18 protein-coding genes are annotated in these 16,785 nt (G+C 29.8%); all 18 read left to right on the top strand.

Annotated elements, in window-relative coordinates; translation table 11 throughout:
* The first annotated feature begins 11 nt into the window (after positions 1–11).
* The 18 genes from ACFS5M_RS02450 to ACFS5M_RS02365 all read left to right on the top strand — a co-directional run bounded on the left by ACFS5M_RS02450 (position 12) and on the right by ACFS5M_RS02365 (position 16,784).
* Positions 12–1,166: a glycosyltransferase family 4 protein gene (locus ACFS5M_RS02450; protein WP_379897766.1), complete on the top strand. Its 1,155-nt coding sequence runs from the start codon at positions 12–14 to the stop codon at positions 1,164–1,166.
* 32 nt (positions 1,167–1,198) lie between these two features.
* The gene (gene cysQ, locus ACFS5M_RS02445; RefSeq protein WP_183485290.1) at positions 1,199–1,999 is read left to right on the top strand and encodes a 3'(2'),5'-bisphosphate nucleotidase CysQ; all 801 of its coding nucleotides are present in this window, start codon (positions 1,199–1,201) and stop codon (positions 1,997–1,999) included.
* 2 nt (positions 2,000–2,001) lie between these two features.
* The gene (locus ACFS5M_RS02440) at positions 2,002–2,454 is read left to right on the top strand and encodes a DUF2061 domain-containing protein (RefSeq protein ID WP_183485288.1); all 453 of its coding nucleotides are present in this window, start codon (positions 2,002–2,004) and stop codon (positions 2,452–2,454) included.
* Between the two features lie 4 nt (positions 2,455–2,458).
* Complete coding sequence (gene cysC, locus ACFS5M_RS02435; protein ID WP_183485285.1) at positions 2,459–3,055, top strand: adenylyl-sulfate kinase; 597 nt, start codon at positions 2,459–2,461, stop codon at positions 3,053–3,055.
* 5 nt (positions 3,056–3,060) lie between these two features.
* Positions 3,061–3,579: a hypothetical protein gene (locus tag ACFS5M_RS02430; RefSeq protein ID WP_183485282.1), complete on the top strand. Its 519-nt coding sequence runs from the start codon at positions 3,061–3,063 to the stop codon at positions 3,577–3,579.
* Positions 3,572–4,477, top strand: a complete 906-nt coding sequence (cysD, locus tag ACFS5M_RS02425) for a sulfate adenylyltransferase subunit CysD (protein WP_183485279.1) — start codon at positions 3,572–3,574, stop codon at positions 4,475–4,477. Before ACFS5M_RS02430 ends, cysD begins: the two co-directional genes overlap by 8 nt.
* Positions 4,478–4,508: 31 nt before the next feature.
* Entirely contained in the window at positions 4,509–5,762 is a 1,254-nt protein-coding gene (locus ACFS5M_RS02420) for a sulfate adenylyltransferase subunit 1 (RefSeq protein ID WP_183485276.1), read from the top strand.
* 49 nt (positions 5,763–5,811) lie between these two features.
* Entirely contained in the window at positions 5,812–7,110 is a 1,299-nt protein-coding gene (locus ACFS5M_RS02415) for an MATE family efflux transporter (protein WP_183485273.1), read from the top strand.
* On the top strand, positions 7,107–7,931 hold the full coding sequence (locus tag ACFS5M_RS02410) for a sulfotransferase domain-containing protein (protein WP_183485271.1): 825 nt from the start codon (positions 7,107–7,109) through the stop codon (positions 7,929–7,931). Before ACFS5M_RS02415 ends, ACFS5M_RS02410 begins: the two co-directional genes overlap by 4 nt.
* Entirely contained in the window at positions 7,918–8,799 is an 882-nt protein-coding gene (locus ACFS5M_RS02405; RefSeq protein WP_183485269.1) for a polysaccharide deacetylase family protein, read from the top strand. Before ACFS5M_RS02410 ends, ACFS5M_RS02405 begins: the two co-directional genes overlap by 14 nt.
* Positions 8,800–9,199: 400 nt before the next feature.
* On the top strand, positions 9,200–10,018 hold the full coding sequence (locus ACFS5M_RS02400) for an O-antigen ligase family protein (protein WP_183485267.1): 819 nt from the start codon (positions 9,200–9,202) through the stop codon (positions 10,016–10,018).
* Complete coding sequence (locus ACFS5M_RS02395; RefSeq protein WP_221267542.1) at positions 9,981–11,012, top strand: glycosyltransferase family 4 protein; 1,032 nt, start codon at positions 9,981–9,983, stop codon at positions 11,010–11,012. Before ACFS5M_RS02400 ends, ACFS5M_RS02395 begins: the two co-directional genes overlap by 38 nt.
* Entirely contained in the window at positions 11,009–11,524 is a 516-nt protein-coding gene (locus tag ACFS5M_RS02390) for an acyltransferase (protein ID WP_221267541.1), read from the top strand. Before ACFS5M_RS02395 ends, ACFS5M_RS02390 begins: the two co-directional genes overlap by 4 nt.
* Positions 11,521–11,916, top strand: coding sequence for a hypothetical protein (locus ACFS5M_RS02385; RefSeq protein ID WP_183485265.1), 396 nt, complete (start codon positions 11,521–11,523; stop codon positions 11,914–11,916). The genes ACFS5M_RS02390 and ACFS5M_RS02385 overlap by 4 nt, the downstream gene beginning before the upstream one ends.
* Positions 11,917–11,986: 70 nt before the next feature.
* Positions 11,987–13,207 (top strand): O-antigen ligase family protein, encoded by a 1,221-nt coding sequence (locus ACFS5M_RS02380; protein WP_183485263.1) that lies wholly within the window; start codon positions 11,987–11,989, stop codon positions 13,205–13,207.
* Positions 13,208–13,217: 10 nt separating this feature from the next.
* Positions 13,218–14,381, top strand: coding sequence for a hypothetical protein (locus tag ACFS5M_RS02375; RefSeq protein ID WP_183485260.1), 1,164 nt, complete (start codon positions 13,218–13,220; stop codon positions 14,379–14,381).
* A 106-nt stretch (positions 14,382–14,487) separates the two neighbouring features.
* Positions 14,488–15,798, top strand: a complete 1,311-nt coding sequence (locus ACFS5M_RS02370) for a UDP-glucose dehydrogenase family protein (protein ID WP_183485258.1) — start codon at positions 14,488–14,490, stop codon at positions 15,796–15,798.
* Entirely contained in the window at positions 15,798–16,784 is a 987-nt protein-coding gene (locus ACFS5M_RS02365; RefSeq protein ID WP_183485256.1) for a UDP-glucuronic acid decarboxylase family protein, read from the top strand. Before ACFS5M_RS02370 ends, ACFS5M_RS02365 begins: the two co-directional genes overlap by 1 nt.
* Position 16,785 lies beyond the last annotated feature (1 nt).

Below are 16,785 nucleotides of genomic sequence, written 5' to 3'. Positions count from 1 at the left end.
ACATACTCATTGTGATAGAAAACTTGCCAGCACCTTTTGATAGACGTGTATGGCAAGAAGCAACAACGCTTAAAGATCATGGCGCTAAAGTTTCTATTATATGCCCTAAAATGAAAGGCTATACAAAATCTTATGAGGTTATTGACGATATTGAGATTTATAGACATGCATTAAAAGAAGGTAAAGGTGCTTTAGGTTACCTTTTAGAATATACACAAGCTATTTTTTGGGAATTTATTTTAAGCTGGAAAATATTTTTTAAAAAGAAATTTCATATCATCCACGGTTGTAATCCACCTGATTTAATTTTTCTTACCGCATTATTCTTTAAGCCATTTGGGGTGAAATATATTTTTGATCATCATGATATAAATCCAGAACTGTATATTTCAAAATTCGAAAAAAAGGGTTTTTTCTACAACTTAATGGTATTATTTGAAAAATTAACTTTTAAAACCGCTTATGCATCTATAGCGACAAATGAATCGTATAAAAACATTGCAGTTACTAGAGGCAATATGAGTGAAGATAGGGTTCAAGTTGTAAGAAGTGGACCAAAATTAGAACGCTTAAAGATTATTCCTCCAGTTGAAAACCTTAAAAAAGGCAAGAAATACCTTATAGGTTATATTGGTGTTATTGGTGAGCAAGAAGGACTTGATTTGTTATTAGAGTCTGCTAAATATATTCTGTCAAAAAGAGACGATGTTCAATTTGGAATTGTTGGAGATGGAACACACTTAAACGAGATAAAAAATCTATGTAACGAAATGGGTCTGTCAAACCATTTTGACTTCTATGGAAGAGTAGATGATGAGATGATGTTAAATGTCTTAAACACGGCTGATGTTTGTGTAAATCCAGATAAACCAACAGCCATGAATGATTTGTCGACGATGAATAAAATCATGGAGTATATGGCATTAAAAAAACCAATTGTACAATATACTCTTAAAGAAGGACAATTCTCTGCGCAAGAGGCGTCTTTATATGCTATAAATACAGATCCAATAGATTTTGCCAATAAAATAATTACCCTTCTAGATGATGAATCTTTAAGAGTAAAGATGGGAGAATTTGGGTATCAGAGAGTGAAAAAAGAACTATCTTGGGAGTTTGAAAGCACAAAGCTTGTTAACTTTTACACTAAAGTTTTTGAAAAATAATCACCAACTTAATTCACTTTAAACCAACGGAAATGTTTAATAATTATTTACAAACAGCAATTTTAGCCGCACTAGATGCTGGAGAAAGAATCATGGATATTTATGACTCTGTGATTGAGGTTGAATATAAAGATGATAAATCACCTTTAACAGAAGCCGATAAACAAGCTAACGATATTATTAATTCATATTTATCAAAGTCTGAATTTCCGATAATTAGTGAAGAAAATAAGCAAATCGAATATTCTACTAGAAAAGATTGGAGCACTTGTTGGGTTGTAGACCCTGTAGATGGCACTAAAGAGTTTATTAAGAGAAATGGTGAATTCACCGTAAATATTGCTTTAGTTAGTCAAGGAAAGCCAGAACTAGGAGTGATTTATGTTCCTGCGACAAAAACACTTTACATCGGAGAGGTGAAGACTAATACTGCCTTTAAAGCACAATTAGAGTCTCATAAATCTTCAATTGAAAACATTATAGGTTTACTAGAAAAATTACAGCCTAAACCTTCTAATTCTAACCCTGTTCAAGTTGTAGGAAGTCGATCACATATGAGTCAAGAGACTTTAGATTTTGTTGAAACATTAAAAAGTGAGGGAAAAGAAGTTGAAGTCGTTTCAAAAGGCAGTTCATTAAAATTTTGCTTAGTGGCAGAAGGAAACGCAGATGTTTATCCTAGATTTGCACCAACCATGGAATGGGACACAGCTGCTGGTCAAGCTATTTGCAATGCAGTAGGAATAGAGGTGATTTCTAAAGAAACCAATGAGCCTCTTTTATATAATAAAGAAAACCTTTTGAACCCTTGGTTTTTGGTTGCTAAAAACTAATTATGACAACCATAAAAAAATCATCACATATTCGCAGTATTTTAAAAGGGATTTCTTGGCGAATAGTTGCCACAACAGATACTGTGTTGGTTGTTTTATTTGTGACTTGTATACTTGGTGAATGTAGTATTGAAAACGCATTAAAAATAGGAGCTTCAGAGTTTTTAATAAAACTAGCTATTTTTTATTTTCACGAAAGATTATGGTTAAAAATCTTAAGCAAACAAGCCACCACCAATAAAGAAATTATTTATAAGTCCATTTCATGGCGAGTTGTTGCAACCTCTACTACATTTATCATTTCGGGAATAGTACTTAATGCTTTTGATGAAATTGCGTTATATATTGCACTTACAGAATTATTTACGAAATTTGTGCTATACTATATTCACGAAAAAGCATGGCTTAAATTACCTTTAGGAAAAATCAGAAGATTTTTTCTTGGAAAAAAATAAATGTATGAAAGAAAATATTATCCCTCATAACTATCAAGTTTCTAAACTTGATAGACAAAAATCTAACGCGCATAACTCATTTTTAATTTGGTTTACTGGCCTTTCAGGTTCTGGAAAATCTACTATTGCTAATGTAGTAGAACAAGAACTTCACAAGCAAGGTGTTAAAACGTACTCTTTAGATGGCGATAATATTAGAAAAGGAATTAATAGCGATTTAACTTTTTCGCCAGAAGATAGAACAGAAAACATAAGACGAATTGCAGAAATTGCAAACTTAATGATTGATGCAGGCTTAGTTGTTTTAGCGGCATTTGTTTCACCTTATAAAAAAGACAGGGAGAACATTAAAAATATAGTAAAAGATGTTAACTTTGTCGAGGTATATGTAAACACTAGTATTGAAGAATGTGAACGTCGTGATGTGAAAGGGCTATATAAAAAAGCTAGAGCAGGCGAAATTAAAAACATGACAGGTATTTCTGCTCCTTATGAGGCGCCAGAAAATCCTAATATAGAAATTATCACAGAACAAGAAAGTGTTGATGAAGCTGTAAAAAAAATATTAAAGGAAATAAAGTTTAAACTAAAACATTATTAAGATAAATGAGGAAAGTAATTCTTTGTATATTATTATCAACATTGGTTTTTACCTGTAAATCAGATAAAAAAGGAAACAATAGTATGTCTAATGACAGTATTCAAAATGATGATACTAAGCAGAAAACGAATAAGTTTGCAGATGAATTAATTGACTTAAGAGATGTAAATCAGCAGTTTACTTCTCAACTTAAAGTAGAGAAATTTGGTATTCAAAGAATTAATGATTCAGTAATAGGCTTTGTTTTTCAGCTTGACCCTTCAACCTCAGAAGCAACAGTTGCTAAATATAGTTATGGTGTTAAAGGGTTTTATTCAGAGTCTCCAAAACCTTATCGATCTAGTTCTTCTCCAAACATGGAAACAATCAAAAATGAAAAGTATATTATTTTGCGAAATAAAGTAAACATAACTTATTTTGATAGTTTAGATGTGTATATATACAAAAGAAAAAATTGGAAAGAATCTGGAAGATTGGGAGGAATAAAAATTAAAGACATATTAATCAAAAACGAAAATGAGTAAATATTATTTAAATTATTTAGATGAATTAGAAAGTGAAGCTATTTTTGTTTTACGTGAAGTTTGGGCGCAATTTGAAAATCCTGTCATTTTATTTTCAGGAGGTAAAGATTCTATTTTAGTAACTCATTTGGCAAAAAAAGCATTTTACCCTGCTAAGATTCCATTTCCTTTAATGCATGTAGACACAGGGCATAATTTCCCTGAAACTATTAAATTTAGAGATGATATCATTAAAGAATTGGGAGTAAACCTTATTGTTGGTTCTGTTCAAGAATCAATTGATGATGGTCGTGTTGCTGAAGAAAAAGGTAAAAATGCCACACGTAATGCACTTCAAATTACAACACTTTTAGATGCTATTGAAGCGAATAAAGTTGATTGTGCAATTGGTGGTGGAAGACGCGATGAAGAAAAGGCTAGAGCAAAGGAGCGTTTTTTCTCACATAGAGATGATTTTGGACAATGGGACCCTAAAAATCAACGACCAGAATTGTGGAATATATTTAATGGAAAGCATTTTCAAGGCGAACATTTTAGAGCGTTTCCAATTAGTAATTGGACAGAAATGGACGTTTGGAATTACATAAAGCGTGAAAATATTGCTATACCATCCTTGTACTTTGCACATGAACGCGAAGTAGTACGTAGAGAAGGTACGTGGATTCCAAACTCTGAGTTTTTAACTCTTGAAGAACACGAAGAAGTTGTGGTTAAAAAAATACGTTTTAGAACTTTAGGAGATATCACCATTACTGGTGGCGATGAATCGGATGCAGATACTTTAGAAAAAATTGCAGCCGAAGTTGCTGGAATGCGAAATACAGAAAGAGGAAATAGAAGTGATGATAAACGCTCAGAATCAGCCATGGAAGACAGAAAACGTCAAGGCTATTTCTAAAAAACTACAATCAATAAAAATATAATATTACATGTTAGATAATAATCAATTATTACGTTTTACAACAGCGGGAAGTGTAGATGATGGAAAGAGCACATTGATTGGACGCTTATTATATGATTCGAAATCAATATTCGAGGACCAGCTTGTGGCTATTGAAAACACAAGTAAAAGAAAAGGTCATGACGGTGTCGATTTAGCCTTATTTACCGACGGTTTACGTGATGAGCGTGAACAAGGAATCACCATAGATGTCGCCTATAGGTATTTTACTACGCCTAAACGTAAATTTATAATTGCTGATACTCCAGGCCATATACAGTATACAAGAAATATGGTTACTGGTGCTTCAACAGCTAATGTGGCAACAATATTAATTGATGCCAGACATGGGGTTATTGAGCAAACCAAAAGACATGCCTTCATAGCTTCATTATTGCAAATACCACACATTATTGTTTGTATTAATAAAATGGATCTGGTAGATTATTCTGAAGAAGTTTACAATAAAATAATAGCACAATTTGAAGATATATCTTCAAAAATGCTAGTTACAGATGTACGTTTTATACCAATGAGCGCTTTAAACGGTGATAATGTAGTGAATAAATCTGAAAACATGCCTTGGTATCAAGGAGCTCCTATGTTGCACACCTTAGAAACGATGCATATTAGTAGCGATATTAATAAAGTAGATGCACGTTTTCCAGTACAAACCGTTCTAAGACCACAACGCGAAGGTTTTATAGACTATAGAGGTTATGCAGGACGTGTAGCTAGCGGTATTTTTAGAAAAGGAGATGAGGTTACTGTGATGCCATCTGGATTTACTTCAAAAATAAAAAGTATTGACACTCTAGAACAAACTTTGGAAGAAGCTTATGCGCCTATGTCTGTATCAATAACATTAGAAGATGACATAGATATTAGTCGTGGTGATATGATCGTACGCTCTAATAATAAGCCCGAAGCATCTCAAGACTTAGAAGTGATGCTGTGTTGGTTACATAATGATTCTGCAAAACCAAGAGCAAAATACACTATTAAACATACTTCTAATGATCAAAAAGCAATGATAAAAGAAGTGGTGTACAAATTCAACATCAATACCTTAGATCGTATTAACGACGATAAAGAATTGCACATGAATGACATATGTAAAGTTAAAATACGTACCACAAAACCTTTAATGGTAGATTCTTATAGAGAGAATAGAACTACAGGAAGTATTATTTTGGTAGATGACGCAACAAATGAGACTGTTGCAGCTGGAATGATTGTATAGTTTTCTAAAAAAAAATCGTTATAACTAAAAGTGAAATTACGCAGAAGAAATGATAAAAAGGCTTTTAGCTAAAGACATAAATGTTTTAGAATTATTTTCAAAAGGCGGTTCATTCTTTATTATTAAAGTTTTTGGGTTTCTTGCAGGTTATATTTTTACGTTATTAATTTCAAGGTTTTATGGTGCAGAAGTTAATGGTTTGGTAGCTATTAGCTTTTCAATATTCTTAATTGGTTCATTAATTCCAAGGTTTGGGTTTGATATTAATCTTGTTAAAACGTTTTCATCAACACCCATCGAAGAAGCTAAAGAAGTGTATTATCATACAATTAAGGTGTCCTTTTTTTTAGCATTATTTATAGCCTTTTTGGGAGTTTTATTTAAATCGTTTTTTTGTGAAATCTTTAATATAGATCAACCTATTTATGTTGTTTTTGGATTTGCTTCTATACCCTTATGGACTCTTACTATTATTAATGCAGGTGCTTTAAGAGGACTAAAAAAAATTAAAGAGTTTTCGTTTTTTACTAATGCAGGGCGTTTTGTTTTTGCGTTAATTTTGTTAATTATTTTTTATAGTCTTGCAAATTACAGAGAGCCGTATGTACCAATTTTAGCACACACCACAGGCCTTTTCGGGTTAACTATTTATTCATTTATTAAAGTCCATTCTATAATCAGAACTGTTGAAGTTAAACCAACAAATTTTAAAGTTATAGATTATGTAAAAGACTCACTTCCATTAATGTTGTCTTCATCATTAATCTTATTATTAGGTTGGACAGACACTATCTTTCTGGGTGTTTATACTTCATCTAAAGAAGTAGGTGTGTATCATGTGGCATTAAAACTAGCAGCCTTAATAGGTTTTTCTTTACAATCTATGAATAGTATCTTAGCACCCAAAATTGCCAAAGCTTACAAAGAGGAGGACAAAAAACTATTTGATAAATTGTTGTCAATCACTATTAAGGTCAACTTTTTTTTCTCTTTAGGAATAATCCTTTTTTTGGTCATCTTTAGGAATTATTTATTATCCTTTTTTGGTGAAGAGTTTTTGTTAGGTTCTAATCTATTACTTTTGCTTTGTGTTGGACAACTATCAAATGCAATTTGTGGGCCAGTTGGCGTAGTATTTCAAATGACAGGCAAACAAAAAACATTTCAAAACTTAGTACTAGGCGCTTTTATAATTAATATTATTTTAGATTTAATTTTAATTCAACCTTATGGATATTATGGCGCAGCGATTAGCAGTGTTGTAAGTATGTCATTTTGGAATTTTTTAGGGGTTTATATAATTTGGAAACATTATAGAATACTATTAGCTTATATACCATTTAGATGAAAGTAAATACATTTATTATTGGCGTACAAAAAGCCGGAACTACATCATTATACGAATGGTTAATTCAACACCAAGATATATATGGCGAATCAGCGCTTAAAGATTACCCTTTTTTTATTGATAAAACATTATACTCAAAAGGCACTTCTTTTTTTGAAAATCAATTTAGGCATCTGAGTAATGAAAAGGTCGTTATAAGTGGTTGTGTCGATTATATTGAAAACCCAGATAGTTTAGAAAGGATTAAAAATTATAATCCAGAGGCTAAAATCATATTACTTTTAAGAAAACCCGAGGATAGAATCCGTTCAGCATTTAAATTTTTAAGACAATTATCAAAAGAGGAAAATGATGATATAAATAAAGCTATAGAACAAAATAAAGAATATATTGAAAGAAGCCTTTACGGTAAAAAACTTGAGTATTTATATAGAATTTTCAACAAGAATAATATTAATATTATTTTCTTTGAAGAATTGATAAAAAATCCTGAAGAAGTTGTAGATAAAACCCTAAACTTTTTAGGGTTAGAAACTAAAGAAGTTATTAAAATATTCAATGCTAATAAGACAAAAAATGTTAGATTTAAGTCTCTTAATAAAGTTTTATTTGATAAAAACTCAAATAATTTTATTAGAAGTATATTTAAAAAACTATTCTCCTCTAATACAAGAGTAAAAATAAGAAGAGCAATAAAGGATTTAAATACTCAGAAAAAAAGTGAATTAATAAAACAAGAGCTAAATAGTCAATATAAAGACCTGTTTAAAGAAGATTTAATGAAAATTAAAAAGTACATTCAAATAGATGAAACCTGGTAAAAGATTTTTTTTTTCTAGTATAAAATTTTTACAATTAGACGCACTCCTTCGTTTTCTAAAACAGCGAAATAAAGTTACTATACTATTACTTCATGACCCATCACCAGACAATTTTGATGCATTATTAAAAACACTAACAAAGAAGTATAATTTTATATCATTAAAAGACTATCTAGAACATAGAGCAAATAGATCGCTTTCTACTTTACCTCATTATACTGCAATTTTAACTTTTGATGATGGACATAAAGAAAACTATAAATTACTTCCTATATTTAAGAAATACAGTATCCCAGCAACAATTTTTTTATGTAGTTCTCTTGTTAATTCAAATAAACATTTTTGGAGTAATTATAACATACCTAAGCAAGAGTTACAAAAAATAAAGAAAATGCCATATGATGATATGTTACTATATTTAAAAACTCTAGGATACATAAAAGATAAAGAATATGAAGAAAGACATGCTTTAAACCTTTCAGAAATTCAGGAAATGTTAGCGTCTAAATTAATAGATTTTCAAGCCCATACAATGTATCACCCCATTTTAATTAACTTAAATGAGAGTGATAGTAAAAGAGAAATAGAATGTTCTAAAAAAGAATTAGAAAACCTTTTAGGAAACGATATTTATGCCTTTGCCTATCCTAATGGAGACTACTCTAATAGAGAGATTAATTTTGTTAAAAAATCAGGCTATCAATGTGCTGTAACCGTTGATTATGGCTATAATGACGATAAAACAGACTTGTTTAGATTAAAGAGAATATCATTAAACGATACTGGTTCGGTTCAAGAAAATATAATTAAAGCTACAGGGTTTTGGCGTTTTATAAAAAAACAATCTTACGGTTATAATGAAATTTGAATTTAAATATATATTTTCACTAATATTTATTTCACTATTAAGAAGGCCTTTGAGCTTAATTTTAAGCGATAAAATTCTTGGACTTACAGATGAAGTGTTGTTAATTTCAATTTTATTGTTAGAACTTTTTCAAATATTAAAAACCGGAAAGGTTAAACTTTATATTGTATCTTATACTTTGCTATATATATATATGACGGTTATTTCTTTGTTGTTTGGCTATAATAATAACACCGTACATATTTTAACACAAAACTTAGTGCATATTAAGTTTTTTGTTTTATTTGGGTATATTTATTACAGAAGAAATATGATTATCCCATATTTTTTAAAGTATACAAAGCTCTTCATTTATATATTGTTTATTGGTTTCGTTTTAAGTTTAATATACAAGCAAAAAATGGCATTGTATATTGGGATGATTCCAGATTTTACATCTACAGATTTTAAATATAGTGGTTTTGTAAAAGCGAACATTTTATATTTAACAATCTTCTTTATTTATTTGTATAAAACTCAAATACATTTTTACTATCAGAATCATAAAAAAATAGCGTTAAATACTTTAATAGCACTATCTATACTTCTATTTTTAGGAAGTAGAACTACTTTATTGGCTATTGCAATAGTTTTAATAATAAACTATTCAAAAACACTGATTCAGTTAATTACTAAAAAAACGTTTATAATAGTAGTTTTTTCTGGCTTTATAATTTTAAACTATACCACACCTTTAATTTCAAGAACCTGGGCAAACCTTCAGGATTCATTTGATCTTACTAGTCATTATATTAGAGGCATAATGTTGCATTTAAGCATTTTAATTGCTAAAGATTATTTCCCAATTGGAACCGGTTCTGCAACTTTTGGAACAGTATTTTCTGAAGGGAGCGTAGTTTATGATTTTTATAATCAAGGGTGGAGGTCGTATTTCACTAAAATGGTTGGAATATTTGATAGCAATTTTGCTTCAGTTTTAGGAGAATTTGGTGTAATTGGAATAATTTTATTTGCAATCATTATAATTGTAATGCTTAAAAAACTTAAGATATTAATCAATAAAAAAATGTACTATGTTTTGGCTTTCTTACTTTGGTTTAATTTCTTTTTTAGAGGATTGTTTATGAGTTCAGACCTTACTTTTTTAATATTACTATCTTTCTTCTTTATTATATATAATTATGAAAAAAATATTAATAGTAACAAATATGTATCCTAGTGTACAAAAAAAGTACGCAGGAATTTTTGTTAAAAACCAATATGAAAAACTAAACGAATTAGTTGGAAATGAAAACGTAATTGATATTTTTTTTATGAGAAGAACATTTACCTCTAAAGCAGGGAGTGTTTTAAAGTACATTACAACATTTTTCCGATTTATTCCTAATTATTTTAAAAAGTATGATGTTATTCATTTACACTATTTTTTTCCTTTAATTCTATTTGTTTGGTTATATAAATTATGTTATACAAAAACAAAGCTTTTGGTTACTTTTCATGGGTCAGATATTAATACTCAAGTTAATGAATCCAATAAAAAAATGTTTGGTTTTTTTGCTAAAAAAATTAACTACTCAATTCCTGTTGGTAAAGAAATTCAAAAACAAATCAAAAACAAATTAAATCTGACTAAAGGAGAAGTGCTACCTGTCGGGATAAATGACAAAGTATTTTATAATATGCCAGATGTAAAAAAGAAATATGATTTTATTTTTGTAGGCTCTTTTTTCCATGTTAAAGGCATAGACATTCTATATAAAACATTAGAGGTATTAGATAATTCAATTTCATTTTGTGTGGTAGGTAAAGGCGAGCCATATGAAAATAAAATAAAAGAACTAATAAAAAAAGGGCACAATATAACCTTGAAAATTGATCAATCACATGAGCAATTAAGAGTGTTATATAATGAATCAAAATTTTTGTTTTCACCTTCTAGATCAGAGGGATTTCCAACAGTAACTCTTGAGGCCATGTATTGTGGTACGCCTGTTTTAACCTCAAATATTCCACAATTTAAAGAACAAGTGGTTGAAGGATTTAATGGTTATACGTTTGCAATAGAAAATAAAGAGACAATTCCAACGTTTCTTAAAGAGCGACTATGTCAAAGTGAAGAGTATTCTAAATTAAAAGAAGGCGCATTAAATTCATTTAAAGAATTATCTTTGACTAAAGTTTGTAGTCGTTTATTAAAAATTTACAATAGTTGAAAAAAATTATATACGCTTTTTATCTTGTGTTTTTGAGAAACACTCCAGAAGATTATAGACCTTATAGTTTGTTTTTCCCATTCCTAAGACGCCTTTTTGTATCAAAGTATTTAAAAAAATGTGGCTCAAGATTACGGGTTAAAAACATGGCCGAAATTGCACCTAATTGTATAGTAGGGAGCGATTCTGAATTAGGAACAAGATGCATTATACAGTCTAATGTTGAAATTGGAAGTAATGTTATTATGGGGCCAGATGTTAAAATATATTCTAGAAATCATAAATCAGACCGCATAGATATCCCAATTCAAAAACAAGGAAAGGAGTTTTTACAAACAAAAATTGGCAACGATGTTTGGATTGGTGCTAATGCTTTGATTCTTCCAGGCGTGACTATACATGATCATACTATTATAGCAGCGGGTTCTGTAGTAACAAAGGACATTCCGGAATATGCTTTAGTAGGAGGTGTTCCAGCAAAAATTTTGAAATTCAGAAATTCAGAAATATGAAGGCACAATCAATTATCCTTATAATATTTGCCTGCTTTCTATTGGTGCTTTCATGTATTGATAATAATAAAAAAGATCAAATAGCAATAAATAACTGGGGAGGTAGGGTTTGTAATCCATTTGATAGCTTTCCTTTACGTGAAGACATCAAATTTAAAGATGGTTCTACGACATTAAAGAATGCAGAATATTATATTAATTCTAGTTATGTTGCAAGAGAATTAAATAATAAGACCTTCGCACCCTCTAATGGAAAACACAATAAAGTTTATGGTGCGAATATGCACAACAAGTCTTTACCTTATTTAAAAATGGGCTTATATAGGTATTGGAGTGATTCGAATAAACATGATGTTTTTTATGACAACTTATTGATTTCTAATAGATTATAAGGCTTATTGAATTAAGATTTAAAGAGTGAAAAATTAATTAAAGATCACAAATAATTTATAGTTTATATATATGACTGCTGGTTTTATTACAAACAGAATTAATATTAATAAAGCTTTCTTGCTTCTCATGTTTTGTTTAGGACTAGCCCTTCCTTTTAAAGACCAGTATGGCACAATAGTTACAGTCATTTTACTCGTGTGCGCTGTTGTAATCTTTATAAAACAAAAAAAACTAACCAATCAAAGTAGTTATTTATACTTGGTTTTAATTCCAGCTTTACTAATTATCCCAAGACTCATTGGGATAATAACAGGAGATTTTGACATTGCTATAAAGGAACTGATTAGAGCTTTACCATTAATTTTAATTCCATTATTGTTTATCTTAAGTGCTTCATTAAACAATCTTGAAAAATACTTTTATTACGGCTTGGCTTTAGGCTTGGTCTTATTTATGATAATATGTGAATGTCATATAATTTATGCCATGATCAAAGGGAATGAGCCATTAGAGTATTTTTTCAGATGGAGACACCTTAATATTAACTTTGCTAAACCATTAGATCAGCATCCACCTTATATAGGAATTCTTATTATGTGGGTGTTTATAAAAACATTATTTAACACATATTTAAATAAAAGAATAAGTTATACTCTTTTGGTCTTATTATCATTTTTGTTATTTCAATTGTTGGCAAGAAACGCTATCATTATTTTATTGATAGTAGTGTTTGTTTATGCTTTAAAAAGGAAAAAAATCAAGCAATTATTACTTGTTGGATCATTAGGTTTAGCCTTACTTATGATTGCATTATTTCACCCACACCAATATTTAAGGGAGAAAATAGTTTACAAACTAAACCCTTTTGATAAAAAGCATAAAGATTATAGAATTACTAGATTAGATGCGTCGATAGAAGTGTTTAAAAAAGCACCAGTTTTTGGGGTTGGGCCAAATAATGATAATGATTTAAGAAAAATAGAGTATAAGAAAATGCATGATTACACTGCTTTTGAAAGAAATTATAATTCTCATAATCAATTTTTTGAATACTTAGTATCGCATGGTATAATAGGGCTATTATGTTTTATTACTCTTTTATTTATACTCATAAAAATGACTACTAAAAATAAAGATTATATAAACCTTTTACTTATAATGTGTTTTATTGTTTCTTGTCTTACCGAAAGCGTTTTAGAACGCACTCTGGGTGTAAAGTATTTTAGCATATTAATTGCTTTTATATTGCTTAACCATATTAAAAAACACAAACAAATATCTTTAAAGTAGAAGGAATAACATGGATATAGTTGAATTTTGTTCTAAAATTAATACGTGGATTAAGAATAATATTGCTATAATTTTAATATTACTTTTTTACATCTCTGAAGCAGCTAACAAATATTTTGAATTTACAACAGGTTACTATTCAATAATACCTAGAACTATTAAGCTGTCAGTAATGTTATACATTTCTTTTTCTTTATTTAGGCGAAAAGATTTTAAGTTTTTTAAAATAACTGGCACACTTATTATTTGCTATTTGCTAGGTCAATATTTTTTAAACATTAGCTTCTCTAATAATTCAATTTTAGTATTAGGAAGATACCTTTACCCTCTATTGTTATTTAGATTTTTCACCAAATACCAATTAAATAAAAAGCAAAGTAAATCATTGTTTCAGGTTTTTGAAAGTTTAATTGCATTCAATAGCTTATTAATTATTTTAGGATTTATGTTTGGTGTAGCCCTTTTCGAAACATATTCTGGAAATAGATTTGGATATAACGGATTGCTACTCACATCTTCAACGGCCTCATATGTATATATTATAACCTTGTTTTATTTTATTTTAAAGTATAAACTAAACCCCAAGTTTGATTACAAGTTTTTTTTGATTCTATCTTCTTGCCTCCTCATTGGTACTAAATCATTGTATTTGGTGTTCTTAGCAATAATTGTTTATATGATAAGCTCTAAATTTCCATCTCGAAAAAGTAAAATAATTTCAGTCCTAATATTTGCCCTCCTTAGTGTTAGTACATTATATATTCTTTTTTATCAGGTAGAATTTTTCAGTTCACTTAGAGAAGAAAGAGGGCTGTTATCTGTGTTTTTATCGTTTAGAGATATTTTATTAGTTAGAGATGTTATACCTTATATTAATGAAAATTGGACAGCCTTAAATTATCTATTTGGAGGTGTACATGACATTTCAACTCAATCAGAAATGGGGTTTATAGACACCTTTTATTTTTGGGGAATTATAGGGGGATTATTTTACTTAACAGCTTACTATAAATTATTTTTTACATTCAAATTTAATTCTATTTTATTATTTTTTATTCTTCTTTTAATTTTCGTGATTTTTATTGCCGGAAACTTTTTCTTTTATTCTACAATACCTATTTATTTAATTGTTTTTAGAGAAAGAGTTCTCGACTATTTTTACAATAAAACTTAAAAAATAGAGTAATATTCGATTACAAGCGTAATTAAACGTTATATGTAATTATTACACCTTATTAAACTATAATTATTTCCTATTTTTGTTTTAAAATCAATAATAAATGAAAATATCTGTAATAGGAACAGGCTATGTAGGTCTGGTAACAGGAACATGTTTAGCCGAAACAGGCAATGAAGTTCTTTGTATTGACATCAACGAGGACAAAGTTAAACAAATGCAAAATGGAGTAGTACCAATATATGAGCCGCATTTAGATGTATTATTTGAGCGAAACATTAAAGCAAACAGATTGCGTTTCTCTACATCTTTAAAAGAAGGGTTAGATCATGGAGACATTATATTTCTTGCACTACCAACTCCCGAAGATGAAGATGGTTCAGCAGATTTATCTTATGTTCTAGGAGCCGCTAAAGATATTGGTCAAATTATGGATAGTTATAAAGTTATTGTTGACAAAAGTACTGTGCCTGTTGGAACCGCAGATCGTGTTAGAGAAGCAATTGCCAAAGAAACTACGGTAGATTTTGACGTTGTTTCTAATCCAGAGTTTTTAAGAGAAGGCTTTGCTGTCGATGATTTTTTAAAACCTGAACGAATAGTGGTAGGATCTAGCTCAGATCGTGCAACCCAACTTATGGAAAAACTATACAAACCATTTGTTAGATCCGGAAATCCAATAATTATCATGGATGAAAAATCTGCAGAACTTACTAAATATGCTGCAAATTCTTTTTTGGCGACTAAAATCACTTTTATGAATGAGATTGCTAATTTCTGTGAAAAAGTAGGTGCAGATGTCGATAAAGTACGAGCAGGAATGGGAACCGATTCACGTATTGGTAAACGCTTCTTATTTCCAGGAATTGGATATGGAGGTTCTTGCTTCCCTAAAGATGTTAAGGCTTTACATAAATCAGGAAAAGAACATAACTATGATTTTGATATTTTAAACGCTGTTATAAAAGTTAATGACGTTCAGAAAAAAATATTAATCCCTAGAATTCTTTCGTATTTCAATAATGATTTAAAAGGCAAAACATTTGCTATTTGGGGATTAGCTTTTAAACCAGAAACAGACGATATTCGCGAAGCGCCTTCTTTATATATGATTGAAGAATTATTAGAACATGGCGTGAATTTAAATGTTTTTGACCCTGAGGCAATGCCTAATGTGAAAAGAAAATTTGGAGATCAGTTAAACTTCACTTCAGATATGTATCAAGCCATTAAAGATGTAGATGCTCTTATAATTTGTACAGAATGGAGTATATTTAGAACACCAGATTTTAATAAGTTAAAAAGCAATATGAAAAACTTAGTAATTTTTGATGGGAGGAATTTGTATGATGTAAATGATATTAAAGCTGAAGGGTTTCACTATAGCTCAATAGGTAGAAAATCTATTAATTAATGAAGAAGGTATTAATCACAGGCGCAGCAGGATTTTTAGGATCACATTTATCTGACAGGTTTTTAAAAGAAGGCTTTCAGGTAATTGGAATGGACAACTACATTACTGGCGACAAGAAAAATATAAGCCATTTAGCTAATAACCCAAACTTTGAGTTTATTGAACATGATGTCACTGAGTTTATAAAAATTGAAGGCAACTTAGATTATATATTGCATTTTGCCTCTCCAGCTAGCCCTATTGATTATTTAAAAATACCAATACAAACGTTAAAAGTAGGTTCGCTAGGCACACATAATTTACTCGGTTTAGCTAAAGCTAAAAAAGCAAGATTATTAATCGCCTCTACTTCGGAAGTTTATGGAGACCCATTAGTTCATCCGCAAACAGAAGGGTATTATGGCAATGTAAATACTATAGGACCAAGAGGTGTATATGATGAAGCGAAACGATTCCAAGAATCTATAACGATGGCTTATCATAGATTTCATGGTGTTGAAACACGCATTGTACGCATATTTAACACCTATGGACCAAGAATGAGACTTAATGATGGTCGAGTTATTCCAGCTTTTATGGGACAGGCGCTAAGAGGTGAGGATTTAACTGTTTTTGGAGATGGAATGCAAACACGCTCTTTTTGTTATGTTGATGACCAAGTTGAAGGTATTTTTAGATTGCTTTTTAGTGACTATTCTTCTCCAGTAAATATTGGAAACCCAAATGAAATTACAATTAAAGATTTTGCAGAAGAAATAATTAAATTAACCCAAACAGATCAAAAGATTATCTATAAAGAACTACCTATAGATGACCCTTTACAAAGACAACCAGATATTTCATTGGCTAAAAAACTGTTAGGCTGGGAACCTAAAGTCGAACGAGAAGAAGGTATGCAAAAAACATTTAGCTATTTTAAATCGCTATCTGAAGAGGATTTATATAAAAGCGAGCATAAAGATTTTTCAAAACACATAAAAAAATAAA

The sequence above is a fragment of the Lacinutrix iliipiscaria genome, assembly GCF_042686125.1.
GTDB classification, from domain to species: Bacteria; Bacteroidota; Bacteroidia; order Flavobacteriales; family Flavobacteriaceae; genus Oceanihabitans; species Oceanihabitans iliipiscarium.
The sequence above is the reverse complement of the archived record's forward strand: the minus strand, read 5'-3'. Positions and strand labels throughout refer to the sequence as shown.